The organism is Nocardioides silvaticus, from assembly GCF_003160695.1.
Classification (GTDB): domain Bacteria; phylum Actinomycetota; class Actinomycetes; order Propionibacteriales; family Nocardioidaceae; genus Nocardioides; species Nocardioides silvaticus.
The window spans coordinates 65,555-90,802 of the sequence record NZ_QGDD01000010.1 but is presented as its reverse complement, the minus strand read 5'-3'; the positions used below and the strand labels follow the sequence as shown (position 1 = coordinate 90,802).

General features: G+C 71.6%; 24 protein-coding genes. 7 read left to right on the top strand and 17 right to left on the bottom strand.

What is annotated here, in order from left to right; genetic code table 11:
* Positions 1 to 49: 49 nt before the first annotated feature.
* The 5 genes from DJ010_RS19225 to DJ010_RS19205 form a co-directional block, all read right to left on the bottom strand.
* Positions 50 to 544 carry an anthrone oxygenase family protein gene (locus DJ010_RS19225; RefSeq protein ID WP_170124667.1) on the bottom strand — a complete coding sequence of 165 codons (495 nt, stop codon included), beginning with the start codon at positions 542 to 544 and terminating at the stop codon, positions 50 to 52.
* Positions 526 to 1,218, bottom strand: coding sequence for an SGNH/GDSL hydrolase family protein (locus DJ010_RS19220; RefSeq protein WP_109696807.1), 693 nt, complete (start codon positions 1,216 to 1,218; stop codon positions 526 to 528). Before DJ010_RS19220 ends, DJ010_RS19225 begins: the two co-directional genes overlap by 19 nt.
* Before the next feature lie 41 nt (positions 1,219 to 1,259).
* Positions 1,260 to 2,159: a calcium-binding protein gene (locus DJ010_RS19215; RefSeq protein WP_109696805.1), complete on the bottom strand. Its 900-nt coding sequence runs from the start codon at positions 2,157 to 2,159 to the stop codon at positions 1,260 to 1,262.
* Between the two features lie 10 nt (positions 2,160 to 2,169).
* Positions 2,170 to 3,681 (bottom strand): GTPase HflX, encoded by a 1,512-nt coding sequence (gene hflX / locus DJ010_RS19210; RefSeq protein ID WP_109696803.1) that lies wholly within the window; start codon positions 3,679 to 3,681, stop codon positions 2,170 to 2,172.
* A gap of 69 nt (positions 3,682 to 3,750) precedes the next feature.
* Positions 3,751 to 4,407, bottom strand: a complete 657-nt coding sequence (locus DJ010_RS19205; RefSeq protein WP_109696801.1) for a TetR/AcrR family transcriptional regulator — start codon at positions 4,405 to 4,407, stop codon at positions 3,751 to 3,753.
* A 63-nt stretch (positions 4,408 to 4,470) separates the two neighbouring features.
* Here DJ010_RS19205 and DJ010_RS19200 point away from each other — a divergent pair, with 63 nt between their 5' ends.
* The 3 genes from DJ010_RS19200 to DJ010_RS19190 all read left to right on the top strand — a co-directional run bounded on the left by DJ010_RS19200 (position 4,471) and on the right by DJ010_RS19190 (position 6,845).
* Complete coding sequence (locus DJ010_RS19200) at positions 4,471 to 5,676, top strand: oxygenase MpaB family protein (protein WP_211318885.1); 1,206 nt, start codon at positions 4,471 to 4,473, stop codon at positions 5,674 to 5,676.
* A 62-nt stretch (positions 5,677 to 5,738) separates the two neighbouring features.
* Positions 5,739 to 6,146: a hypothetical protein gene (locus DJ010_RS19195; RefSeq protein ID WP_109696798.1), complete on the top strand. Its 408-nt coding sequence runs from the start codon at positions 5,739 to 5,741 to the stop codon at positions 6,144 to 6,146.
* A 36-nt stretch (positions 6,147 to 6,182) separates the two neighbouring features.
* A complete protein-coding gene (locus DJ010_RS19190) occupies positions 6,183 to 6,845 on the top strand; it encodes a vWA domain-containing protein (RefSeq protein WP_109696796.1) in 663 nt (220 codons plus the stop codon).
* A 127-nt stretch (positions 6,846 to 6,972) separates the two neighbouring features.
* On the opposite strand, the gene DJ010_RS19185 is transcribed toward DJ010_RS19190, so the two are convergent.
* From DJ010_RS19185 to miaA, 8 genes are all read right to left on the bottom strand, one after another.
* Positions 6,973 to 7,749 carry an SDR family NAD(P)-dependent oxidoreductase gene (locus DJ010_RS19185; RefSeq protein ID WP_109696794.1) on the bottom strand — a complete coding sequence of 259 codons (777 nt, stop codon included), beginning with the start codon at positions 7,747 to 7,749 and terminating at the stop codon, positions 6,973 to 6,975.
* A 47-nt stretch (positions 7,750 to 7,796) separates the two neighbouring features.
* Positions 7,797 to 9,917, bottom strand: coding sequence for an EAL domain-containing protein (locus DJ010_RS19180; RefSeq protein ID WP_109696792.1), 2,121 nt, complete (start codon positions 9,915 to 9,917; stop codon positions 7,797 to 7,799).
* Between the two features lie 132 nt (positions 9,918 to 10,049).
* Entirely contained in the window at positions 10,050 to 10,892 is an 843-nt protein-coding gene (dapF, locus tag DJ010_RS19175; protein ID WP_109696790.1) for a diaminopimelate epimerase, read from the bottom strand.
* 18 nt (positions 10,893 to 10,910) lie between these two features.
* Entirely contained in the window at positions 10,911 to 11,537 is a 627-nt protein-coding gene (locus DJ010_RS19170) for a pyridoxamine 5'-phosphate oxidase family protein (RefSeq protein ID WP_109696788.1), read from the bottom strand.
* Between the two features lie 179 nt (positions 11,538 to 11,716).
* On the bottom strand, positions 11,717 to 13,573 hold the full coding sequence (ggt, locus tag DJ010_RS19165) for a gamma-glutamyltransferase (RefSeq protein WP_109696786.1): 1,857 nt from the start codon (positions 13,571 to 13,573) through the stop codon (positions 11,717 to 11,719).
* Between the two features lie 33 nt (positions 13,574 to 13,606).
* Complete coding sequence (locus DJ010_RS19160; protein ID WP_109696784.1) at positions 13,607 to 14,185, bottom strand: dihydrofolate reductase family protein; 579 nt, start codon at positions 14,183 to 14,185, stop codon at positions 13,607 to 13,609.
* Positions 14,182 to 15,108, bottom strand: a complete 927-nt coding sequence (locus DJ010_RS19155; protein ID WP_109696783.1) for a helix-turn-helix domain-containing protein — start codon at positions 15,106 to 15,108, stop codon at positions 14,182 to 14,184. The genes DJ010_RS19160 and DJ010_RS19155 overlap by 4 nt, the downstream gene beginning before the upstream one ends.
* A gap of 348 nt (positions 15,109 to 15,456) precedes the next feature.
* Positions 15,457 to 16,377, bottom strand: coding sequence for a tRNA (adenosine(37)-N6)-dimethylallyltransferase MiaA (gene miaA / locus DJ010_RS19150; RefSeq protein WP_109696780.1), 921 nt, complete (start codon positions 16,375 to 16,377; stop codon positions 15,457 to 15,459).
* An 85-nt stretch (positions 16,378 to 16,462) separates the two neighbouring features.
* On the opposite strand from miaA, the gene DJ010_RS19145 reads away from it, so the two are divergent.
* Together DJ010_RS19145 and DJ010_RS19140 are read left to right on the top strand one after the other, a co-directional pair.
* Entirely contained in the window at positions 16,463 to 16,666 is a 204-nt protein-coding gene (locus DJ010_RS19145; RefSeq protein WP_109696778.1) for an antitoxin, read from the top strand.
* On the top strand, positions 16,663 to 17,154 hold the full coding sequence (locus DJ010_RS19140; protein WP_245927715.1) for an NUDIX domain-containing protein: 492 nt from the start codon (positions 16,663 to 16,665) through the stop codon (positions 17,152 to 17,154). The genes DJ010_RS19145 and DJ010_RS19140 overlap by 4 nt, the downstream gene beginning before the upstream one ends.
* A 12-nt stretch (positions 17,155 to 17,166) precedes the next feature.
* Here the strand turns inward: DJ010_RS19140 and DJ010_RS19135 are convergent, their stop codons facing one another.
* Complete coding sequence (locus DJ010_RS19135) at positions 17,167 to 18,723, bottom strand: sigma-70 family RNA polymerase sigma factor (RefSeq protein WP_158283066.1); 1,557 nt, start codon at positions 18,721 to 18,723, stop codon at positions 17,167 to 17,169.
* Between the two features lie 211 nt (positions 18,724 to 18,934).
* On the opposite strand from DJ010_RS19135, the gene DJ010_RS19130 reads away from it, so the two are divergent.
* Positions 18,935 to 20,059 (top strand): helix-turn-helix domain-containing protein, encoded by a 1,125-nt coding sequence (locus DJ010_RS19130; protein WP_109696775.1) that lies wholly within the window; start codon positions 18,935 to 18,937, stop codon positions 20,057 to 20,059.
* 210 nt (positions 20,060 to 20,269) lie between these two features.
* On the opposite strand, the gene DJ010_RS19125 is transcribed toward DJ010_RS19130, so the two are convergent.
* Genes DJ010_RS19125 through miaB form a run of 3 tightly spaced genes read right to left on the bottom strand, consistent with a single transcriptional unit; the run spans position 20,270 to position 23,459 of the window.
* A complete protein-coding gene (locus DJ010_RS19125; RefSeq protein WP_109696773.1) occupies positions 20,270 to 21,169 on the bottom strand; it encodes a phosphotransferase family protein in 900 nt (299 codons plus the stop codon).
* Positions 21,169 to 21,900 carry a Type 1 glutamine amidotransferase-like domain-containing protein gene (locus DJ010_RS19120; RefSeq protein ID WP_109696771.1) on the bottom strand — a complete coding sequence of 244 codons (732 nt, stop codon included), beginning with the start codon at positions 21,898 to 21,900 and terminating at the stop codon, positions 21,169 to 21,171. Before DJ010_RS19120 ends, DJ010_RS19125 begins: the two co-directional genes overlap by 1 nt.
* A gap of 14 nt (positions 21,901 to 21,914) precedes the next feature.
* Positions 21,915 to 23,459, bottom strand: coding sequence for a tRNA (N6-isopentenyl adenosine(37)-C2)-methylthiotransferase MiaB (gene miaB, locus DJ010_RS19115; protein WP_109696769.1), 1,545 nt, complete (start codon positions 23,457 to 23,459; stop codon positions 21,915 to 21,917).
* 246 nt (positions 23,460 to 23,705) lie between these two features.
* Here miaB and DJ010_RS19110 point away from each other — a divergent pair, with 246 nt between their 5' ends.
* Positions 23,706 to 24,980: a phospholipase D-like domain-containing protein gene (locus DJ010_RS19110; protein ID WP_245927721.1), complete on the top strand. Its 1,275-nt coding sequence runs from the start codon at positions 23,706 to 23,708 to the stop codon at positions 24,978 to 24,980.
* Positions 24,981 to 25,248 lie beyond the last annotated feature (268 nt).

Sequence of the window (25,248 nt, the reverse complement as noted above, 5' to 3'; positions counted from 1 at the left end):
ACCCTAGACCGGGGGTACGACACGAGAAGTCGCGGTCCACAGGTCCCGGTCAGCGGGCGGCGCCGGCGACGACGAGCGCGCAGCAGAGCAGGACGAACGCGGCGAGGTTGAGGACGACGCGGACCCAGTTCCAGCGCACCCAGGTCTCCTCGCCGAAGGCCGCGCGGACAGCCCCCGGGGCGACCGGCTCACCCTCGGCGACGGCGGCCTTGAGCGCGTCGTTGCGGGGAAGGTGGACGGTCGGGGTGATGCCGACGACCACCAGGTAGAGCACCAGCGCCGCGACCGTCCAGCCGAACGCGTCCTCGCCCCACTGCAGCGCCGCCGCGGCCACGGTGGAGACCAGCGCGCCGAGGAAGGCGGTCAGCATGAACAGCGGGTTGATGATCGCCCGGTCGATCGCGGCGAAGGCCAGCACGAACGTGCGGTCGTCGGTCGCCCTGAGCCCCGGCATCACGGTGTGAGCGTAGAGCAGGAAGACGCCGGCAGCCAGGCCGGTCGTCACCGTCGCGAGCACCAGCGCGGTCAGCGCGAGGTCGTCCACCCGGTCACGGTAACGGCGCCGTCCGACAGCGCCTCGGCGACGCGATCGCCGAAGAGGCGGTGACCCTCGGGCGTGAGGTGGAGGTCGTCCTCCAGGTAGGACAGGTCGGCGTCGAGCATGGAGAGGTAGGCGACGCCGTACCTCTCCGAGAGCCGTGCCAGCTGCGCGTCCACCGCGACGGCGCCGCCCGCCCGGGCCGGCGCCGACGCCGGTCCGACGACCAGCACCCGGTCGTGGGCGAGGCGGTCCATCAGCCGCTCGAAGCCACGCCGTACGGCGGACCGCGGCTGGTCGACATCGTTGAGCCCGCCCTCGACGACGACGAGGTCGTAGGCCCGCGCAGCCGGGGCCCGGTCGGCGTAGGCCACCGCACCGCACGGGCTCGCGCCCTCGCTGAACCCGGACCCCGAGAAACCCTCGACCTGCACCCGACCGTCGAGCCGGGTCGGCCAGCTCAGCCAGGCGTGCGCGCCGAGGCCGACCGAATAGGAGTCGCCGATGACGAGCACGTCGGACCCCGACCCGGTCACCAGCTCCGCGCGCTCCCTCGCCGCCGCGCGGAACCCGGCGCACCGGTCGGTGTCCGCCCCTGCGTGCGTCATCACGAGGAGTCCCGCCGACACGACGGCAACGGTCAGACCGACCGCGACCAGCCATGCTCCCCGGATGCGCACCGGGAGATAGTGCGGTGTCTAGACCACCGTTGTCCGGCAAATTACCGAACCGTTACCTCACGGTCCTCGACGGCGAGCTCGCAGGAGGTGAACGTGTCGGCGCCGCCGCCCCCGTAGCAGAGGTCGTGCCCGCCGCGGCCGTCGATGACGTCGTCGCCCAGGTCGCCGAGGAGGACGTCGTCCGAGTCGGAGCCGAGGATGACGTCGTCGTACGGCGAACCCACGAGGCGCTCGATCGAGCGCAGCTCGTCGATCCCGCCCCCGCCGGCGTCCTGGGGGCCGCCCAGGAACAGGTCGACGGTCAGGCCGAGCACGAGGGGATGCGCGGTGCCGTTGTAGGAGACCGTGTCGATCCCCGGCCCGCCGTCGAGGAGCTCGTCGCCCCAGGTTGCCTCGACGAGGTCGTTGCCCGGACCGAGGTGGACCTGCTCGCTGAGCGCGCGCTCCCCTCCGGTGCTGACCCGGTCGGCACCGGGTCCGCCCAGGAGCAGGTCGACGTCCCGGCCACCGAGGACCACGTCGTCGCCGCGCCCGCCGGAGAGACGGCTCCCACCGACCCGGCCCTCGAGCCGGTCGTCGCCGGCGCCGCCGTAGATCACGTCGTACCCGCCGCCACCGATGGCGACGTCGTTGCCCGCGCCGAGGCGGAGCACGTCGTTCCCGCGCCCGGAGATCACGTGGTCGTTGCCGCCGCCGGTGCACACGACGTCGTCACCCCCGCCGGTCCGGATCCGGTCGGCACCCGGCGTCCCGAGGATGACGTCGGGGAAGCTGCGAAGCGGGTTCGGGTGGTGCACTTTTTTCAGGTCGATGGTGACGGCGCGGCCGGCGCAGGTCGGACGCACCGCCGACGCGACGCTCGACGCCGGACCAACCGCGGGGACGACGGCAGCGACCAGCACGGCAGCGAGGATCGCGACACGGGCACGAGCGCGAGCCATGCCGGCAGGCTCAGACCGCGTAGTCGGCGAGCTCGCCCGCCAGCGCCTCGGTCGCCCGGCCGGCGATCCGGGTGCCGTCGGCGGTGTGCTCGAGCGAGTCGATCTCACCGAGCCGGTGGATCTGGTCGACGAGGTCGCCGCGGGCGTAGGGCACCAGCGCGTCGAACTCGACCTGAGGCTTCGGCAGCTCGGACTCGATCGCGGCCAGCGCCTCGGCGATGCCCTCGCCGGTGCGGGCGGACACGACGACCGAGTGGGGCTCGCGCTGGCGCAGCCGCGTGATGACCATCGGGTCGGCGATGTCGGCCTTGTTGATGACGATCAGCTCGGGGATCGACGCGGCGCCGATCTCGGCCAGCACCTCGCGCACCGCACTGATCTGGCCCTCGGGATCGGCGTGCGAGCCGTCGACGACGTGGACGACCAGGTCGGCGTCGGCGACCTCCTCCAGCGTCGAGCGGAACGCCTCGACCAGCTGGTGCGGCAGGTGCCGCACGAAACCGACGGTGTCGCTCAGCGTGTAGACCCGTCCGTCCGAGGCCTGGGCCCGGCGCGTGGTGGGGTCGAGGGTGGCGAACAGCGCGTCCTCGACGAGCACGCCCGCGCCGGTGAGCCGGTTGAGGAGGGAGGACTTGCCGGCGTTCGTGTAGCCCGCGATCGCGACGGAGGGTACGGCGTTGCGCTGCCGCTCCTGGCGCATCGTGGCTCTGGTGCCGGCGTTGGCCTTGAGCTGGCGCCGCAGCTTGGCGATCCGGTCGTTGATGCGGCGCCGGTCGGTCTCGATCTTGGTCTCACCGGGGCCACGGCCACCGATGCCGACACCGCCGGCCGCACGACCACCGGCCTGACGGGAGAGGTTGCCACCCCAGCCGCGCAGCCGCTGCATCATGTAGTTGAGCTGGGCCAGCTCGACCTGCGCCTTGCCCTCCTTGGACTTCGCGTGCTGGGCGAAGATGTCGAGGATCAGCGCGGTGCGGTCGACGACCTTGACCTTGAGCCGGTCCTCGAGGTTCCTCAGCTGGCTGGGCGCGAGCTCGCCGTCGCAGATGACGGTGTCGGCACCGGTCGCCTGCACGATCTCGCGGATGCCGTCGACCTTGCCGCGTCCGACGTACGTCGCGGGGTCGGGGCTCTGTCGCCGCTGGTAGACGTTGTCGAGGACCTCGGAGCCGGCGGTCTCGGCGAGCAGGGCGAGCTCGGCCATCGAGTTCTCGGCGTCCTCCGCGGTGCCCTCGGTCCAGACGCCGACGAGCACGACGCGCTCGAGGCGGAGCTGGCGGTACTCGACCTCGGTGATGTCCTCGAGCTCGGTGCGCAGTCCGGCGACGCGGCGCAGCTCGTGGCGCGCGGCGAGGTCGAGGTCACCGGTGGTGACCTCTTCCGGGTCGTCGGGGTCGAAGTCGGCGTAGCCGGACTCCCAGTCGGTGTCGCCGGTGTCGTCCGAGTCGGAGTCGTCGGCCTCCCACGCAGCGGTCTGCGCGAGCTCGGCGTCGAGGGTGAAGTCTTCTGCAGGATTCGTCATAGGTTCGTCCAATGTAACCACCGACCGCGCCGAAGGCTTCCCGATTAACCCGGCGGACCGGGCGGGGGCTCACGCCTGGAGCATCGGCACCAGGTAGCGCCGGGCGATGCCCGCCACCTGCTCGTCGTCGTCGAGGTCGACGACCTCGCTCGGAGTGAGGAAGAACGACGCCGAGAGCCGGACCATCAGCTCGGCAACCACGCCGACGTCGACGTCGGGGCCGACGTTGCCGGCTTGCTGCTCGATCCGAAGCTGACCGGCGAGGAAGCGTGCCACGGCCGCCAGGACCCGCCCGTCCTCGCCGACGATGGTCGGAGCGACGGCGCCGGGCTCGGCCTGCATCAGCCCGGTCATCAGCGGGTTGCTCCGGGTTGCGCGCAAGGAGCTGACGAAGCCCGTGACGACGCGATCGGCCACGGTCTGGGCACCGGCGAGATCGGCGAGGAAGCGGTCGACGTACAGCCGGAAGTCGCGGAGCAGCACCGCTTCGACCAGCGCCTCCTTGGACACCAACCGGCGGTAGACGGTGATCCGGGAGACGCGCGCGCGGCGGGCGACGTCCTCCATCGTCGTGCGCTGGATGCCCTGCCTGCAGAACAGGTCGTACGCCGCGTCGAGGATCGCGCTGTTGGGGTCCTCGACCTCGGCGCCGTCGAGGGCGTCGGCGAACGCGCGCTCGAGGAGCGAGGGCGGCCCTGCTGCGACGTCACTGCTTGCGGCGGCCATGACGTGATGATACAAAGATACGTGCTGCGTATCAATGTATCTTCGGAGGCGGCCATGGGGCAGGTGGGCAGGCGTGGAGTGGTCCTCGGCGGCACCGCGCTGGGCGCGGTCGGAGCGCTCGGCCTCGTGGCGCCGGCCGAGGCTTGGACATGGCAGCCGGCGGGGTCGATCGCGGGTGCCGGCACCGGGATGGACCCTCGCTACCTCTGGGACGACGAGTGCGACGCTCTCGTCGCGCGGCTCTTCGAGCGCGGTGAGGTCGAGCTCGTCAACGAGCTGCTGGCCGACTGGACCCACAACGACGAGGCGCTGCCGGCCGGGCTGCCCGCCGACCTCGCGGCCTTCCTCGAGCGCAACCGGCAGCTCCCGAGCTGGATCGACCAGGCCAAGCTGACCCAGGCCTTCGACTTCTACGAGCGGCGCGGCACCTACCTCGGCGTCCTCTACGGCCTCGGCAGCGGGATGATGAGCTGCGTCATCCCGCGCGAGGCGCGCGCGGTCTACTACTCCGCCGGCGGCGCGGACATGAAGGACCGGATCGCCAAGACCGCGAAGCTCGGCTACGACATCGGCAACCGGCGCGCGTTCGGGCCCGGCGGCCAGATGGTCGTCACCTGCCTGAAGACCCGGCTCACCCACTCCGCGGTCCGCTACCTGCTGCCGAGGTCGAGCCACTGGAAGTCCGGCGCCGAGGAGTCGCTGCCGATCAGTCAGGCCGACATCATGGTCACCTGGCACAGCCTGGCGACCTTCAGCAGGAACAAGCTGGTCGCCTGGAAGATCCGGATGCCGGCCGCCGACTCCGCGGCGTTCCTCCACCTCTGGCAGATCACCGCGCACTTCCTCGGCGTGAAGGACGAGTACATCCCCGCGAGCTGGGACGAGGCGAACGTCCAGTCGCGGCAGGTGCTCGACCCGATCCTGCGGCCGACCCCCGAGGGCATCAAGCTCGCCGACATCCTGCTGAATCTGGCGGCGGAGTACGACAAGGGCCTGACCAAGCCGGTCCTCAACGGCTTCACCCGCTACACACTGGGCGACCAGATCGCCGACTGGCTGCAGATCAAGCGCTCCCCGATGGACCGCATGATCAAGAACAGCTGGCCGGCGTTCATCCGGTTCAAGGAGGGCCTGGTCAACCTGCCGTTGGTCCCGAACCTCTACTGGGTGCTCGACGAGTTCCTGCGACTGGGCGTGCTGTTCTTCCTCAACGAGGGCCGCCGGATCGACATCACGCTGCCGACGGGGAACAACCCGAACTACAGCTGACCGCACGAAGTGCGCATCCACATTTCTTGCGTGTCCGCAGTTTGTGCGGTACCGTTGCCGACATGACCCAGGATCGACCGGTCGACGTGGACGAGGGGCCGAGCAAGGAGGGTCTGGCGGAGGTACGCCGCGCCCTCAGCGAGGCCGAGCGCAAGGATTCCGTCGGAGCCCTCCCCTACCTTCGGCAAGCGGCCGACCGGCTGACCGAGCTGATCGACGAGTCGATGGCGGCCGCCGTGCTGACGGGCCAGGCGTCGCTCCGGAGTGCCGGGGCACAGGCCGGGCTGACGGAGAACGCCGTCGGACCCCGGCTGGCCCGGACCCGAGCCCTCGGCGCCTACGCCGACGACCGTGGCCGGGTGACCGCCTCGGGAGTCGAGCGGGCGAAGTACGACCTGGAGTCAGGGGTGCCGCGGCAACCGGCGGCGGCACCGGCACCGATGCGGTTCAAGCCGCGTCGGTCCACCTAGCAGGGAGCGGGTGTCCGCTCCCGGGACGGAGCGACGATGACGCGAGCGGACCTCACCCACCTCTACTTCCTGCTCGACCGCAGCGGGTCGATGCAGTCGATCAAGACCGACACCGAGGGCGGCTTCGCCGCGTTCATCGAGGAGCAGCGCAAGGAGTCCGGCGAGTGCCGGGTGACGCTGGCGCAGTTCGACGACACCTATGACGTCGTGTACGCCAGCCGGCCCCTGTCCGCCGTACCCCCTCTGGACCTGCAGCCCCGCGGCACGACCGCGCTGCTCGACGCGATGGGCCGGCTCATCATCTCCGCGGGTGACGAGCTCGCCGCGCTGCCCGAGGACGAGCGGCCCGGCACGGTGATCGTCGCGATCATGACCGACGGTCTCGAGAACGCCAGCCGGGAGTGGACGCACCCCGCCATCAAGGCGCTCGTCGAGCAGCAGGTGCGCGACTACGCCTGGCAGTTCCAGTACATGGGCGCCGACCAGGACGCCATCGAGGTCGGCACCTCGCTCGGCGTCAGCGCCGCCGCCTCGGTCACCTACGGCCGCGGCAAGGCCCGGGAGGCGATGGCCGTGAGTTCGAAGAAGATGGCGAAGCTGCGCCGCGACCGCGCCGCCCACTTCGCCGGCGGCTCGGCCGCGCCGGCTCCGATGATGGACGCCTACACCGCCGAGGAGCGGGCCGAGCTGGCGGACTGAGGCGGGTGGCGGGTGGGGTCCGTGGAATACCCGGTCGGCCGGGTGTTCCACGGGTTGTCAGCCATTGCAGAGGCTGACAACCCGTGGGATACCCGGTCGACCGGGTATCCCGCGCCCCGCCGAGCCGCTACTTCGGAGGCATCCGAATGCCGCCGTCGACCCGAATGACCTCACCGTTCATGTAGGAGTTGGTGAGGCACTCGATCACCATCGAGGCGAGCTCGTCGCCGGTGCCGAGGCGCTTGGGGAACAGCACGTTCTGGCCGAGGTTGGCCTTGAACGCCTCGGAGGCCTCGCCCTCGCCGTAGATCGGGGTGTCGATCAGGCCGGGGGCGATGGTGTTGAGGCGGATGCCGGCCGCCGACAGGTCGCGGGCGACGGGAAGGGTCATGCCGACGACACCACCCTTGGAGGCGGAGTACGACGCCTGGCCGATCTGGCCGTCGAACGCAGCCACGCTCGCCATGTTCACGATCGCGCCGCGGCAGCCGTCGGCGTCGCCCTCGTTCTGGCTCATCACGGTCGCGGCCTGGCGGACCATGTCGAAAGTGCCGACGAGGTTGATCGCGATCACCTTCTGGAAGGCCTCCAGCGAGTGAGCCGACTCGAGGGTGCCGTCGCGGCCGATGGTGCGCTGGGCCCAGCCGATGCCGGCGGAGTTGACCACGGCGCGGAGCGGGGCGATCTCGGCGGCGGCCTTCACCGCGGCGCCGATCTGCTCGGTGTTCGTGACGTCGACCTGTGCGAAGACGCCCTTGATCTCCTCGGCGAGGGCTTCGCCCTTGTCGGCCTGGAGGTCGGCGACGACCACGGTCGCGCCGCGCGCGGCGAGCTGGCGGGCGCAGGCGGCACCGATGCCCGACGCGCCGCCGGTGACGATGGCGGATGATCCGGTGAGTTCCATGCCGCGGACTCTAGCGAGCGCGACGCTCCCGCCGGCGCCGGGCCGTTTCAGTGCGCTGCCAGCGCCTCCGGCAGTCCCAGCAGGTTGCCCTGGCCGAAGATGACTCCCAGGTCGACGAGGCAGTCCCGATCCTCCACGGTCTCGATGCCCTCGGCGAAGACTCGCCCGTCGGTCAGCTTGCTGTAGTGCACCGCCGCAGCGACCAGCGCCTGCTGGGTGGCGTCGGCGTGCACGCCCCGGATGATCGAGATGTCGAGCTTCACGATGTCCGGACGAAGGGCGAGCACCCGCGCCAGGTTGGAGAACCCCGCGCCGTAGTCGTCGATCGCGATCAGGGCGCCCCGGTCCCTCAGGTCGTCGACGACCATCATGACCTCGACGGGGTTGCCATCGAGCGCCTGCTCGGTGATCTCGATGATCAGGCCGGTGAGGTCGGCCGGCAGCACCTCCTGGAGGTGCGGGCTGGTCAGCGCTGCGGGGCTCGCGTTCAGGGCGAGCAGACCGTCGCGGTCCCACCCGGCGAGCGCGACCCGGACCGCCGCGGCCTCGAGCAGGGCCGACGTGCCGTTGCGCGCAGCCCGATCGAAGGCCTCCTGCGCCCCCACCCCGTCGAACCGGCTCAGCGCCTCGTGTCCGACGACCTCGCCCGACCGCAGCTTGACGATCGGCTGGTAGACCGAGCGCAGCGAGGCCAGCAGGTCGCCGGGCTCGAGCCGGTCGACGACCGCGGGCGCCACCCCGTCGTCGACAGCGACGCGGTTCCGCCCCGCGTGCTTGGCGAGGTACAGGGCCCGGTCGGCGCGCGCGAGGAGCTCGGCAGGGCTCTCCCGGCCGTCCCAGGTGGCCACGCCGATCGAGCAGGTCTGGTCGTGGGTGACCGCTCGCCGCATGGGGTCCAGGACGGCGGTCGACTGCGAGGCCACCAGGTCCGGCAGCAGCACCGCGAACCTCTCCCCACCAATCCGGGCCAGGATGCCGACACCCTGGAGGAGGTGGGACCAGGCGGCCGCGGTCTCCTTCAGCACCAGGTCGCCCTTGAGGTGGCCTTCTTCCTGGTTGAAGCGCTTGAAGTGGTCCATGTCGAGGATCGCCACCGAGAGCGGCGTCTCGTCAGCACGAGCGATTGCACAACCTCTCGACAGCTCGTGGTCCCAGGTCCGCCGGTTCGGGACACCGGTCAGGGGGTCCTTCCGGGCCAGGGCGGCGAGCTGGACAGCGGTGCGCTGGGACTCGACCAGCAGGTCGCCGAGCCGCAGGACCACCAGGACGGCGGACAGGCACCCGCCGATCAGGACCACCCACGACCCGTGGTGCACGCCGGCCAGGTGGGCAGCCTGGTCGGTGGCCGGGGCCAGCACGAGCGCACCGCAGAGCACGACGAGTCGGGTAGCGGTGAAGCGGCTGCCGCTGCGCTCCGGCGCGGGTTCGCACAGCTCCCGGGCCGAGGGATGCAGTGCCGCTAGACCGAGCAGCAGGTACGACAGCAGGTAGCCGATGTCGATCCACTGCGGGTAGACGTCTCCGTAGACCTCCGCGGCCACGTAGCCGAGGTCACCGACGAGGAGGATCACGATGCCACCGACCAGCGCCCAGAACGCGAGGTTGCCTGCGATCCGGACCGAGAAGAGGCGCACGACGACCGCCAGGACCAGCAGGTCACCGATCGGGTAGGCGGCTGCCACCACCTGGGTCAGCGTGGAGGTGCCGGCCGCCTCGGCGGCAGGCTCGATCAGGAAGACCGCTGCCACCACACCGACGCCGGTGGCGAGGATGGCGGCGTCGAGGAAGGCGGCGCGGTCGCGACCGCGTCGCCGGGCGCGGACGAGGGCGCCCACGGCGACGGCCAGGACGACGTAGAACGCGAGGTAGGCCACGTCTGCGGCCGACGGGAACGGGTCGATGTGCAACACGTCGTCGGAGACGATCCACAGCACGTCTCCCACCAGGAACAGCAGGAGCGAGGCGGCGAAACCCCACCACACCAGGCGTTGCGAGCTCGGCAGGCGTGCCGCGCCGACGCACCCCAGCACCGTGGCGTACGCCGCGCCGACCAAGTAGGCCACCGACCCGAGGACGTCGCGGTCGGCCACGAGCGCGTAACCCACGATCAACGCCAGGCCGATGCCGCCCGCGACGTACGTCGCGCGAGCGCTCGGCCGATCACCCATGGTGCGGACTCTTCCGGCACCCATCGCAGTCACCCCCACACCTGCTCGAGCATCCCCATGGTCACATACCAGAGTGTTATCTGTCCTGACAACGGTGCGGACCACCCTGGTCGCCGGGAAGCCCCCGCCAGGTCAGAGCGAGGTGCTGCCGGAGGCCACGAGCACGGCTGGGCCGCTCATCAGGACCCGGTCGTCGTCGGTCCAGCGGATCCGCAGGGTGCCGCCGGGCAGGTCGACGAGGTAGTCGGTGTCGCGGGCCGCGTCGTCGGCCAGCGCCGCGGCGACCATGACCGCGCAGGCGCCGGTGCCGCAGGACCGGGTCTCGCCCGATCCGCGCTCGTGGACCCGCATCGCGACGTGGCCGGGGCCTCGCCGTACGACGAACTCCACGTTCACCCCGTCCGGGTAGGTCGCCTCATCGTGCAGGGGCGGGTCGAGCAGCCGTCCCGCGTCGGCCAGGTCGTCGACGAACGCCACCGCGTGCGGGTTGCCCATGTCGACGTTGACCGCCGGCCAGGTGTGGTCGCCGACCGACACCTTGGTCTCCTCGAGCACCCGCGGGGTGCCCATGTCGACAGTGATCTCGCCGTCGGCCGCGCCGTCCGCGAACGTCAGCGTCTTCACACCGTCCCGCGTCGCGATCAGCACCGGCCCGGAGGCGTCGACGAGCCCCTCGAGCGCGAGGTGGCGGCCGAAGACCCGGATCCCGTTGCCGCACATCTCCGAGAACGAGCCGTCGGCGTTGCGGTAGTCCATGAACCACTCCGCGTCCTGCCCCGCACCCGTCTCGATCGCGGCCGTGCGGATCACGCGGAGCACGCCGTCGCCGCCGATGCCGGCCCGCCGGTCGCACAGGGCCCGCACCCGCTCGGCACCCAGGTCGCCGTGCACCGTGCCGTCGTGGTCGGGCAGCAGGACGAAGTCGTTCTCGGTGCCGTGCCCCTTGAGGAACGGGTACGACGAGGACGCGGTCATGCCTCCAGGGTAGAGGTCTCAGGCATAGAGGCCTGCGGCGTAGCTCGGCCCGTAGTACTCGTCGAGCTCCTCGATCGACTTGTCCTTCTTCTCCATCGCGTGCGAGATCACTGCGCGCCGTGGCACCACGCCGGTCGGGTCCCAGGTGTCCGGCTCCCACAGCTGCGAGCGCAGGAACGCCTTCGCGCAGTGGAAGAAGACGGTGTCGACGTCGACGACGATCGCGAGCAGCGGCCGGTGGCCCTTGACGACCATCGCGTCGAAGAACGGAGCGTCGCTGACCAGCCGCGCGCGGCCGTTGACGCGGAGGGTGTCGCCGCGACCCGGGATGAGGAAGTTCAGGCCGACGTGCGGGTTCTGCAGGATGTTGCGGTAGCCGTCGGCCCGCCGGTTGCCCGGCCGCTCGGCGATCGCGATCGTCACGTCGTCGATGACATGCGCCAGCGATCCGGCCGGGTCGCCCTTCGGCGACACGTCGACGTTGCCCTCGGCGTCGGAGGTCGCGAGCACGCAGAACGGCGACGCCGCGAGCCAGTCCTTGTCGACGTCGGCCAGCGCCGAGCGTTCCTTGCTGCGCGCCGCCGCGGCGGGCTCGCCGAGGAGCGTGGTGAGCTCGTCGAGGTTGTCGATCTCGGTCCAGGTCACTCGCCCAGGGTACGGCGGGCGTCCGTCTCACCGCGTCTCGATACGTCGCTCGCTGCGCTCGCTCCTACTCGACGACCGGAAGCGTCTCGATACGTCGCTCGCTGCGCTCGCTCCTACTCGACGACCGGAAGCGTCTCGATACGTCGCTCGCTGCGCTCGCTCCTACTCGACGACCACGGCTAGCGGGGGCGGACGACGTACGCCGCTCCGCCGCCTCGACGGACCGGCTCGGCCGCGGCGATCATCCGACCGCGCGGCCGGATCTCGATCGCGGCGACCGCGCCGATCTGCGACGCGCTGCTGCCGGGCGGGCCGGCGACGGTGAAGGTGTGGCCGTACTCCTCCAGCGTGGCGCCCCAGGCGTCGATGAACGCCTGCTCCGCCGTGACGCTGGCGGTGTTGCGCTGCGAGGCCCGCGGCGCGGCCACCGCAGCGGGCAGCCTCATCCCGAGGTCGAGCCGGTTGAGCAGCACCTGGAGCACGGTCGTGATGATCGTCGAGCCGCCCGGCGAACCCAGCGCCAGGAAGGGCCTGCCGTCGCGCAGGACGATCGTCGGGGACATCGAGCTCCGCGGCCGCTTGCCCGGCTGGATCCGGTTGGGGTCGGCCTCGTCGTACTCGGTCGAGAAGTCGGTCAGCTCGTTGTTGAGCAGGAACCCGCGCCCGGGCACCACGATCCCGGACCCGCCGGTCTGCTCGATCGTGAGCGTGTAGGCCACCACGTTGCCCCAACGGTCGGCGGTCGTGAGGTGGGTGGTGGAGAGGTTCTCGGTGTCGGGGTCGGTCCTGCCCTCGTCGTCGGTCGCGTCGCACTCGCCGTCGTACGACGTCACGTCGCCCGCCGGCACCGGCTTGGTGGCTGCGGTGTCGGGGTCGATCTCGCAGGACCGCTCGGCCGCGAAGTCGTCGTCGAGGAGCGCGCGGGTGGGGACGTCGACGTACGCGGGGTCGCCGACGTAGGCGCCGCGGTCGGCGAACGCAAGCGCGGTCGCCTCGAGGTAGTGGTGCAGCGCGTCGGGCTCCTCCATGTGGTGCACGCCGGCCTGCTCCAGGATGTTGAGCGACTCACCGACGGTCGTGCCGCCCGACGACGACGGCGCCATCCCGAAGACGTCGTAGCCCTCGTAGGACAGGCGGGTCGGGCGCTGCAGCAGCGCGCGGTAGCGCTTGAGGTCGCGCGGCGTCATGCTTCCCGGCGGGGCCGGCAGGTCCGTCTCGCCGCTGACCGGCGGCTCTTGCACCGTCGCGGCGATCTCCTCGGCCAGACCGCCCCGGTAGAGCCAGTCGGTGCCGCGCTCGCCCAGCAGCCGGTAGGTGCGGGCGAGATCGGGGTTGCGGAAGGTGCTGCCGACCTCGGGCACGCCGTCCTCGAGGTAGAGGTCGATGGTCGGGGTGAACGTGCGGAACCGCTGCTCGTTCTCGCTGGTCTGCAGGTTGAAGGTCTCGTCGACGACGAACCCGCGCTGCGCGAGTCGGGCCGCAGGCGCGAGCGCCTTGCGCAGGGAGAGCTTGCCCCACCGGTCGAGCGCCTCGTCCCAGGTGGCGGGGGTGCCCGGCACGCCGACCGAGACGCCGCTGGTGACCAGGTCGGGAGTGAACGGGTAGGGCTCGCCGGTCGCGGGGTCGATGAACGCGTCCTGCTCGATGCCGGCGGGAGCGGTCTCGCGGCCGTCGATCGTGCGCACCCTGCCGGACTTCGCGTCGTAGTAGACGAAGTAGCCGCCGCCGCCGATGCCGGCGCTGAACGGCTCGGTGACACCGAGCGCGGCCGCGGTGGCGACCGCCGCGTCGACGGCGTTGCCGCCGTCGGCGAGCACGTCGAGCCCGATCTGGGAGGCGTAGGGGTCGACCGAGCTGACAGCGCCGCCGCGACCGACAGCGACCGGGGTCTTCGGCGGAGCCGGGCGCTGCGCGAGCGGGCTGCTCTGGTCGCTCCCCTCGGCGGTGGCGCTGGTCCCGGTGGGGGCACCGGTCAGGGCGACGGCCAGCACACCGGCGGCGAGGAGGGTGGGGACACGACGGAGTGCAGTGGACATGGTTGCTCCCGAGATAGAGACCGTGCTGCCACGTTACCCAGCGGCGTCCGCCGCAGGCAGGTCCTCCTTGAGCGGGCCGACGAACCGGTAGCGGGCGGTGACGAACGCCTTGTTCTGCTCAACCTCGAGCAGCTCGAGGTCGTAGCGGCGGGGCAGGATCGGCCGGCCGGCGCCGAGGGTGACCGGAGCGATGCTGGCGATCACCTCGTCGAGCAGTCTCTCGTCGGCGAACTGACCGACCAGGTCTCCCCCACCGACCACCCACAGGTCCTTGCCGCCGGCAGCGGCCACCATGTCGTCGTACACCTCACGCACGCTGCCCGACGCCACCCGCAGGTCCGGCTTGACGCCGTCGACCTTCGGGATCTCGAGGTCGCGACTGGTCATCACCCAGGCCGGCATGTCGTAGTACCACTTGTCGGGCTCGTGCGCTCGGATCCAGTCGTACGTCGTCCGGCCCATCACGATCGCCCCGATGTTCTTGATGAACTCGTCGTAGTTCGACGGCCCTTGCTCGTCGATGTCCTGTCGCAGCAGCCAGTCGAGCGAGTCGTCCGGGTCCGCGATGAAGCCGTCGAGCGTGGTGGCCGTGTAGTAGATCAGGCGGGTCATGGGTGGGCGTGTCCTTCCCCTCGTCGGTCACGGAGCCACTCGATCGGGTCACCGTGGTCGGTCTCGACGCCGCTGCCGCGCAGCATCTGCCGCACGAGCTGGCGGCGGTGGGCGGCGAACGTCAGCACGTGCGCGACCACGCTGCCCATCTGGAAGCTCTCGGGCGGGTCGCAGAGCGCGTCGATCAGCCGGTCGTCCCAGGCCCCTCTGCTCTCGATGTCGCGCACGAACCCGAGCCATCGCGCGGCTGCGGCGTCGTGCCGCTCGAGGAGCGTGGCCGGGTCGTCGCCGCGCTGGTCGGGGAAGTCGCTGCCCTCGATCGCCGCGAGCCAGACCTCCTTGGTGAAGACCTGGTGCTCGAGGACGTTGGCGATCGAGGAGTCCTCGCCGTCCCAGCGCAGGACGGTGTCCTGGGGGAAGTGCTCGCGACGGTACGCCTCGTCGGGCAGGCCCTTCGCGACCTCGATCAGGTCGCGGGTGTCGTCCAGGTCGTGCTGGACCAGCTGTTCGGTCAGTGGGTTCATCGGTTGCTCCGTGCTGTGCACCCACAGCGACATCGGTGGGTGGAAGTGGATCCCGTTCTTCGCGGGCAGCCAGTGGCTGGCGGACTGTGCGGGCGGCGTGCTCGGCGGGTGCCCGAACGCCCGGCTGAACGCGCGACTGAAGCCCTCGACCGACTCGTACCCCGCCGCCCACGCCGCGTCCGTCACCGTCGTGCCCTGCCGGAGCTGCCACGCCGCCCGCTCCAGCATCACCCGCCGACGCATCGCGACCGGCGTCTCGTAGGCGTTCTTCGCCAGCAGCCGGTTGAAGTGGTACGGCGACGCGTAGGCATCGCCCGCCATCTCGTCCAGCGTCCGGTTGTCCTCGTCGAGGACCGCGTCGAGGAGCTCACGCAACCGGTCGCGCGGGGTCTCGGTCATGGGACCAGTCTCGCCCGGATCCGTCGTACGGCGCCTGACCGTTCTTGCGCCCCTCCGGTCGTCGAGCAGGAGCGAGCGCAGCGAACCGATCCGGTCGTCGAGTAGGAGCGAGCGCAGCGAGCGACGTATCGAGACGCCGCAACCCTGCGTGCGGCGTCTCGATACGGCCTCGCGCAGAGCGCTCGGCCTACTCGACGACCAAGGCGACCGCGGCCAGCGCCCGCCCGGCCCGGTCCGGGTCGTGCCCGACCCAGGTCGTCGAGTAGGAGCGAGCGCAGCGAGCGACGTATCGAGACGCCGCAACCCTGCGTACGGCGTCTCGATACGGCCTCGCGCAGAGCGCTCGGCCTACTCGACGACCAAGGCGACGGCCGCCAGCGCCCGCTCGACCCGGCGCGGGTCGTCGTGCTCGACCCAGGCGATCCGCGGGTCGTCCTTCCACCACGCCAGCTGGCGGCGGGCGAACTGGCGGGTGGCGATGACGGTGCGCTCGCGGGCCTCGGCGAGGCTGAGGTCGCCGGCGAGATGGGCGATCACCTGCTGGTAGCCGATGGCGCGGGAGGCGGTGCGGCCCTCGGCCAGACCCTCGTCGAGCAGGCGGCGCACCTCGTCGACAAGCCCGGTTTCGAACATCGCGTCCACTCGCTGCTCGATCCGCCGCTCCAGCAGGTCGCGGTCGATCCGGACGCCGATCTGCACGGTGGCGGGCTCGACGTACTCCAGCTGCGGCAGGGTCGCCGAGAACGGCCGGCCGGTGAGCTCGACGACCTCCAGAGCGCGGACGATGCGCCGGCCGTTGTCCGGCTCGATCCGCTCGGCCGCGGCGGGGTCGCGCTCGGCCAGCAGGGCGTGCAGCGCCGCCGGGCCGCGGGCGACGAGCTCGGCTTCCCACTTCGCCCGCAGCGCGGGATCGGTGCCGGGGAACTCGAACCGGTCGAGCACCGCCCGGGTGTAGAGCGCCGACCCGCCCACCAGCACCGGCGGTCGGCCCGCCGCCCGCAGGGACGTGATCACCGTCCGCGCCCACCCCTGGAACTCCGCCACCGTGGCCGGCTCGCTGACGGTGAGGCGGTCGAGCAGGTGGTGCGGGATGCCGCGCCGCTCGGCGACCGGCAGCTTCGCCGTACCGATGTCCATGCCGCGGTAGAGCTGCATCGCGTCGGTGTTGACGATCTCGCCGCCGAGCCGCTCCGCGAGGTCGAGCGACAGCTCGGTCTTGCCCGCGGCGGTGGGCCCGACGATCGCGATGATCGGGGTGCCGGACGCCATGGGCGCAGTCTCTCAACAGGACTAAGGTGGTGCCCACCGGCCCGCGCCGGACGGCGGTTTCCATCAGTCGACACAGGGGGTTCCCGTGGGCTTCTTCGACAGCGCGAAGGACAAGCTGACCGACGCGGTCGACAGCCAGGGCGACAAGATCGCCGACGGCATCGACAAGGCCGCGGACCTCGTCGACGACAAGACCGGCGGCAAGTTCGGCGACAAGATCGACGCCTGCGCCGACAAGGCCAAGGACGCCCTCGACGCCCTCGACGGCAAGGACGACGACATCAAGTGACGGTGCAGGACCCGGCGACGGGCGTCGATCGCTTCGTCGTCGTCCCGGCGTCGTACGTCTTCTTCCTGCGCGAGCGTCCTGGCAGCACCGGCGGCACCGAGGTGCTGCTCCAGCTGCGGCGCGGCACCGGCTACATGGACGAGCACTGGGCGGCGGCCGCCGCCGGTCACGTCGAGCGCGGAGAGACCGCCGAGGTCGCCGCGCGGCGCGAGGCGCTCGAGGAGGTCGACGTCACCGACGTCGGCCTGGAGTTCCTCACCGCGATGCAACGTACGGCGCACGACCTGCCGATCGACGAGCGCATCGACTTCTTCTTCGCGGCCCGCTCGTGGAGCGGCGAGCCGCGGATCGTGGAGCAGACCAAGTGCGCGGCGATGGAGTGGTTCCCGCTGGACGCCCTGCCCGACCCGGTGGTTCCGCACGAGCGGCTCGTGCTCGACGCGCTGCGCTCGGGCGAGGTACCGCCGCTGACCCACTTCGGGTTCTAGGACGTCACCGGCTCACCTGGGGCACGGGAGGTAGAGGCCGAGGTTGCCCGCGAACAGCGTCCGCGCGCCGTCCTTGATGACGTAGCCCAGCAGCGCGGTCGCCTTGATCGAGAAGACGCCCTCATGGCCGTCCCCGCGCAGCTCGTAGCGGATGCCGCCGAACTCGATGATCGGGTTGCCGGCGTTGATCGCGATGCCGCCGATGCTGATCGAGCCGACCACGCCGCACACGTTGATCGAGATGACCAGCGGCGGCCGCGGCACGACGACGACCGGCGGCTCCGACGTGGGCGGCGGGCTTGTCGGCGGACTGGTCGGCGGGCTCGTGGGCGGATTCGTGGGCGGGTTCGTCGGCTGGGTCGGCCCGCTGGGCTCGGTCGGTTGGGTGGGCTGGGTCGGCTCCGTCGGTACGACGGCCGGGGGCTCGTTCGTCGGGAGGTCACTGGTCGGCTGGGTCGGTGCGATCACCGGGAGGTCGGAGGTCGTGGTGGGATCGGGCTCGCCGTCCGGGTCCTTCCCGTCGCCCGGGCCACCCGGGTCGCCGGAGGGCGAGCCCGGGTCGGCGGGGCCCTCGGCGGTGGCGGTGTCGCGACTCTTGTCGTCGTCCGACGCGAGCGCGAGCGCGATGCCGCCGACGACCCCGGCCGCGACCACGGCCGCAGCGGCACCCAGCACGAGTGGGTTGGACGCCACCCCGCTGGTGGTGGCGCCCGTGGCGCCGGTGCCGCCGGAGCCACCACTCGTCGTACTCCCTGCGCCGGCGGCGCCCGCACCGCCTGCTGCGAACCAGAGCAGCCCGCCCTTCTTGGCACCGACGACACCCCAGAGGACGACCGGGAACAGCCAGGCGGCGAGCTTGCGGTTGACGCGGTCGACCGCGGCGAACGCGGCCGCGCAGTCGGCGCAGCCGTCGATGTGGTCGGCGACCTTCTGCTGGGTTCGCGGGCTGAGGTCGCCGCGGACGTACTGGCTCATCCGGCTCTGGGCCCAGCCGCAGTGGCCCGCGGTCGCCGGCCGGAACTGCTGGTCGAGGTAGGCGCGCTTGAGGCCCTCGCGGGCGCGGTAGGCGAGCGAGGAGACCGCACCGGCCTCCATGTCGAGGATGGTGGCGACCTCGGCCGGCTTGCGGCCCTCGACCTCGAGGTGCCAGAGCACCTGCTGCCACGACTTCGGCAGCGTGGCGAGCGCGGTGACCGCGACGTCGCGGTCGAGGTCGTCGACGAGCTCCTCGACGGGCGGGAGCACGTCGTCGAGCAGCCACGGCTGGTCCGAGGACGGTGACTCCCGAGGGGCCCGCAGCCCGTCGCGGAAGCCGTTGCGGATCGTCACGTGCAGGTAGGCCCGGAAGTCGTCGGTCGGCCCGCGGCCGGCCTGCAGCTGCGTGAGCACCTTGGCGAACGACTCGGAGACCAGCTCGTCGGCGCCGTCGTTGCCCACCAGCACGCGCGCCAGCCGGGTGGCCGAGTCGACCTCGCGGCTGTAGATCTCCCCGAACGCCTCGCTGTCCCCCGCCCGGGCGCGCTCGAGCAGCAGCGCGTCGTCCCCGCGGTCGGGAGGGAGCTGGCTCATGGGGTTCAACCTCGGTCGGATGGTGGAGGGAACCGGCGATGCACCCCCCGATGCACACCCGGTCCAACGAGGCGGGCAGGCCAACATCATGCCGTCAAAAGATATTCTCGGAAAAACTTTCCGAATCGCGTGATGTTCGCGTGCCGCCCCCGTCTTGGTAGGTGAGCGCGGAAGCCAGCAGAGCTCCCGCAACCCGACGAGGACGGCCACGATGACGACGAAGACGCACCGCACACCCGCGGCCGTTCCCGAGCGTCCGACGTCCATCGCCGACTACCGGGCCCGCAGCCGCAGCGACGCGCTGCTCGCTGTGACCGGCCCGACCACGACCGTCCGCGGCATGCGGGCGTTCTACGCGGCGGCGGCCAACAAGGACCCGCACGGCGCCGACTTCCACCACGTCGTCGCCGGCGTCCTCGACCGCGCGGAGCGGATCGACGTCGCCGTGACCCACGAGTGGAACCGCATGCTGGGGTTGCTCGAGCGCCACCGCACCAACCCGAAGGCCGCGCTCAGCTGCGGCGTCCTGGCCAACCTGGTCGGCATCGCCGCGTTCGGCGACGCCGCCGACTTCGCCGCGCTGGACACCCTCACCGACCGGCTCGGCCGCGAGCGGGTCGCCGCGGTGCAGCACCGCACGGCCCGGTTCGTCGAGCCGGACCCGACCTCGCCGCTCACCACCCTCGCCGTACGACGGATGGTGGCTGCCGCGCACGTCGACGCCGCCGTCGCCCTGCTGCACGTGGGCGTCGACCCTGACGAGTTCCTGCCGGTCATCACGACGCAGGCCCAGCTGCTCGGCGTGGTCGACGGCGGGAGCGTGCTCGAGTGGCGCCACCACCTGTCGATGATCGTCGCCAGCCCGTGGTCGCCGTACGCCCGGCACCTCGTCGAGCTCGCGGCGGGCGTCGAGCGGCCCGAGGTGGCCGCCGTCGTCGAGCGGTTCACCGAGCTGTGCCGTGACCGCAACAAGGAGCACGAGCGCGAGCAGGTCGCCGAAGAGGTGCGCCGGCTCATCTCTGCGAGCGGCATCTCGCAACGGGAGTTCGCGAAGTGGGTCGGCACCTCGCCGTCGCGACTCTCCACCTACGTCTCGGGATCCGTCACTCCTTCGGCGTCACTGATGCTGCGGATGGCCAGGACCTCCCGCTTGCTCCAAGAGCGAGACGTGCCACTTGCCCCGTTGACGCTGTCCGAGCAGAGCTGGGGGGCCGCTCGGGCGGCAGTCGACGGCGAGGGGGCCGACGGGGACAGGGGGACCGGTGGGGCGGCCGACCCGGCCGAGCGAGCTTCGGGCTCGCTCGGCCGGGAGCGGTCGCACCTCTCGGCGGTGTAGCGCACCGCCACCGACACAAGCCACATATCAGGGAGCGGGAAACCGCCTGACCGAGCGTCCTGGGGGGTCGCTCGGTCGGGCGGGTCCGGGGATGGGAGAAGACGCCACCCCGTCCGAGCTGATCGGGGGGTCGCTCGGGCGGGGTGGTCCTTCTTCGATGAGTCGTCATTGCGAGCGCGGGCCATGCGCCACGCTGGCGATGACGACTCGCTACGGCGCCGCGTGCCAGTCGCCGTCGGCGACGATCGCGCGCAGCCGCCCCTCGGCACGGGTGGCGACCGGATTGGCGCCGCTGCGGGCCGCGAGGTCGACCAGCGCCGGGAGGTCCGCGCATCGGGCGAGGGTCCGCGCCGTCTCGGCCGGCGTGCCGTGCCGTGCCTCCCAGGCCGCCAGCACGGCCGCGTCGTAGACGGGCTCGCGGTCGAACCGCAGCACGTTGCCGAGGTCGGTGTAGGGGTGGCCGGCGTGTGCGAACTCCCAGTCGAGCACCCCGGTGACGGTCAGGGTCTCCGGGTCGAGGAGCAGGTTCTTCGGGTTGAGGTCGGAGTGGACGAGGCTGACCCGATCGACGGTGTCGAGCAGTCCCTGCGCGCGCTCGGCGAGAGCCGCCAGGTCGGCGAGCTCGCCGGCGGACCAGTCCTGCCGCTTCAGCTCCTCGCGGTGCTGCTCGACCCACCCGGGCAGGTCGCCGTCGAACGGTTCGACCGTCAGCTCGCCGTCGGCGAACAGTCCCGCTCTCAGCATCGGCATCCCGGCCAGGGTGGCAGCCACCGTCCCGATCGCCTCGCCCGCGCGGCGCAGGCCGTCCTCGTCGAGGGTGGGCAGCAGCAGGTCGCCGCGTACGCCGGGCAGCAGCTCGGTCACGAGCAGTGCGGGCATCTCCCCGTCCGGGGCGCGTCTGCGCAGTTCGAGGACCTGCGGCACCGGCAGCAGCCCGCGCACCAGCGTCAGCAGCGACGCCGTGATCTCGGCGGCGTGCTCGGGGTGCCGGCCATCGGCGTAGATCCGCACGACCGTGCGCTCGCCGCCAGCCTCGGCCAGGAACGTCTCGCCCGACCACCCGCCCTCGAGCGGCGTCAGGGAGACGCCCGGCGCGAGGAAGGAGTCCATCAGCCCAGCAGGCGGGTCTCGAGCCGGGTCTCGACCGCGCCGCCGTCGGGCCCGCGCTCGACCAGGTAGGCCGCCTTGCCCTTCCGCTCGGTGAGCGTCTCGACGAACTCGGTGCCGCGGTAGTGCACGCCCACGCCGTCGTCGGTCGCGTAGCCCGTCGGCAGGGTTCCGTCGGCGATCAGCGACTGGAACAGCGGCCGGCGCTGCTCCTCGGAGTCGTAGTGAACGCCGTTGGAGTACGGCACCAGGGCCAACCCGTTGGTGATCGGGCGCAGGTCCGGCCCGAACGAGTCCGTCGTGCCGCCGACGTGCCAGCAGATCGACCCGGCCGAGACCCCGGTCAGCACCACGCCGGCCTGCCACGCCTCGCGCATCAGCTCGTCGACACCGTGCAGCTGCCACATCGCGAGCAGGCCGGCGACGCTCCCGCCGAACACCCAGATGACGTCCTGGCCGAGCAGCAGCTCCCGCATGTCGTCGACGTTGGGCATCGTGAACAGCTGGAGGTGGCTGGGCTCGTAGCCGGCCGCCTGCGCTGCGTCGTAGAACTCCTTGATCAGCGCCGGGCTGTCACCGCAGGCGGTCCCGAGGAAGCAGACCTTCGGAGCCCGGCCGGAGACGCCCGACAGCTCCACCGCGTAGTCCGTCAGCGGACCGGCACCCCAGCGGAGGCGTGGCGCGGGGACGACGCCGCCGGAGGTGGCCAGGATGGTGGGTGCGTCGGCAGGCACCCGGCGATCCTAGGTCAGCCGCAGACCGGGGCGTCCGGGAGCGGCGCCGGCACGCCGACGCTCGGCATCCCGAGCCCGACCGAACCGGCCGCGGCCGGTCCCTGACCCTGCCGCAAGGCCCACGCGTCGCCGGAGCGGGTACGACGCAGCGCGCGCACCGGTCCGTCCGCCACCAGGTGGTGCGGGGCGGCGTACGTGATGCCGACGGTGACCAGGTCGCCCGGCCGCGGCCCGCCCTCGGTGGTCGAGCCCACCCCGGTGGTCGAGCCCACCCCGGTGGTCGAGCCTGTCGAGACCAGCGAGTAGTCGGCCTCGAAGTGCACCAGCCGGTTGTCGGGCCCGCGACCGGAGAGCCGGAGCGTCTCGGCGTCCTTGCGACCCTCGCCCTCGGCGACCATCAACTCGACCTCGCGGCCGACGAGCCGCTTGTTCTCGTCCCAGGCGATCTCGTTGACCAGCTCGACGAGCCGGTCGTAGCGGTCGCGGACGACCTCCGGCGGGACCTGGTCGTCGAGGGCCGCGGCGGGAGTGCCGGGGCGCTTGGAGTACTGGAAGGTGAACGCGCTCGCAAACCGCGCCTGCCGCACCACGTCGAGCGTGGCCTGGAAGTCCTCCTCGGTCTCGCCCGGGAACCCCACGATGATGTCGGTGGTGATCGCGGCCTCGGGCATGGCGGCGCGGACCCGCTCGATGATGCCGAGGTACTTCGACTGCCGGTAGGACCGGCGCATCGCCCTGAGCATGCGGTCCGACCCCGACTGCAGCGGCATGTGCAGCTGCGGCATCACGTTGGGCGTCTCGGCCATCGCCTCGATGACGTCGTCGGTGAACTCCGCCGGGTGCGGGCTGGTGAACCGCACCCGCTCCAGGCCGTCGACGTCGCCGCACGCGCGCAGCAGCTTGGAGAACGCCTGCCGGTCGCCGAACTCGACGCCGTAGCTGTTGACGTTCTGCCCCAGCAGGGTGATCTCTGAGACGCCCTCGGCGACCAGCGCCTCGACCTCGGCGAGGATCTCCCCCGGTCGGCGGTCCTTCTCCTTGCCGCGCAGGCTCGGGACGATGCAGAACGTGCAGGTGTTGTTGCAGCCGACCGAGACCGACACCCAGGCGGCGTACGCGCTCTCCCGCTTGGTCGGCAGCGTCGACGGGAACACCTCGAGCGATTCGAGGATCTCGACCTGCGCCTCCTCCTGCACCCGCGCGCGCTCCAGCAGCACCGGCAGGGCACCGATGTTGTGCGTGCCGAACACGACGTCCACCCACGGCGCCCGCTGCGTGATCGTCGCGCGATCCTTCTGCGCCAGGCAGCCACCCACCGCGATCTGCATCCCCGGGCGCGCCGCCTTGATCGGCGCCAGGTGCCCGAGGTTGCCGTAGAGCCGGTTGTCCGCGTTCTCCCGCACCGCGCAGGTGTTGAACACCACCACGTCGGCCGTCTCGCCGTCCGCCGCCGCCGTGTAGCCAGCACCCTCCAACAGCCCCGAGAGTCGCTCGGAGTCGTGGACGTTCATCTGGCACCCGTAGGTGCGGACCTCGTAGGTGCGCGGCGTCGCAGTCATGGCCCCGAAATCGTACGGCGGACGGCCGGGCTCCCCGAATCCCAAGGAGGTTGATTCCTCCCTCGTGGTCACTCGAATCGTCCCTCGTGGTCACTCGAATCGTCCCTCGTGGCGAGGTCGCGCGCCACGAGGGACGAATGAACACACCACGACCGACGATTCAACGAGCCACGGGGGAGGAATCAACACATCAGATTTCGGTCCGCGGGGACCGCGGTGCGCCCTAGGCTCCGGGCTGTGATCCGCATGGCTGCGACGGTCGTGGCACTCCTCGTCCTGCTGGGTGGTACGACGCTGCCGTCGGCCTCCGGCGACCCGGCGGACGCGGCCGATCCCGCCGCCGTCGCCCGGGACGGCGACGACGTGGGTGAGCGGCGCGCGTTCAGCGTGAACCGGTTGATGTCGATGAACGACCCGACCCGCAACCGGGGGCAGGTGGCGCGCCAGCTGCGGACGCTGATCAAGCACACCCCGCGCGGGGCGACGATCTCGATCATGTCCTTCTACATGGCCTCCTCGATCACGTGGCCGGCGCTGAAGGCGGCGTACCAACGCGGGGTCGACATCCGCGCGATCTTCTACGGCGGGCCTGAGGGCAAGCCGCTCTCCGGTGTGTCCTCGGGCGGCGTCAAGCTCACCCAGCTGATCCGCGAGGGACGCTCACGCGGGCGCCGGGGCTCGTGGGTGGTGTGGACGACGAACGCCGCGCGCGGCAAGGCCGGCAAGACGACGATGCACGCCAAGGTCTGGCAGTTCTCGAAGGTCGGCACCACCCGCAAGGTCACGATGATCGGGTCCTACAACAACAGCGACGCCGCGGACGCCCGCGCGTACTCCGCGATGGTGACGGTCGCCCTGCCGCGCGTGTACGACGAGGTGCAGAAGGTCTTCCTCCAGTCGAGGAAGGACCGCAAGCCGCCGGGCAACCCGCAGCGACGCGCGTCCGGGGACGGCTGGGACCTCTACTTCATGCCGTCGCTGCCGATCACCAAGGAGAACGACCCGGTCATGGACCGGCTCCGTGCCATCCCGGCCGCCCCCGAGACCCGGATGGTCGTCTCGATGTACTCCTGGCAGGGCCGCCGCGGCGCCTGGATCGCCCGCAAGCTGGCGGCCATGGTGCGCGCCGGCTCGAAGCTGCGGGTCGTGGTCGGCCCCGACGTCGACCGGTCCGTCGTCCGCACCGTCCGGCGGGCGGGAGCGAAGATGGAGGACGGCTGCTGGAAGACCGGGAATCGCAAGCGGCCGTACGCCTACACCCACGACAAGGAGATGACGGCGACCTGGGTGAAGGACGGCGAGACCCACTACGCCGCGTGGCTCGGCTCCGACGACTGGGGCAACGGCGGCGGCGGCTCGCAGTCGGACCAGGTGACGATCGGCCTCTACAACGAGTGGGCCTTCACCCGGCTCAACAAGCTGCTCGCTCCGCAGATCGCGCACGAGCCGGACCGGCTCAGCCCCTGCCACCCGCTGCCGTCGCTGCGACGGTCGGCGGGTCCGCCTAGCCTCCTGGAATGAGCGACCCCCGGCTCCGCCCCGCGACCGCCGACGACGCCCCCGCGATCGCACGGATCTGGCGCGAGGGCTGGCGCGACGGCCACCTCGGCCACACGCCCGACGTCCTGGTGGAGGCACGGACCGACGAGTCCTTCGACGGTCGTACGACGGAGCGGCTGCCTCTCACCACCGTCGCGACCCTCGAGGGCCGGGTCGTCGGGTTCGTCGTGGTCCACGGCGACGAGGCCGAGCAGGTCTACCGCGGCCCGCGGCCCGCGGCTCCGGCGTC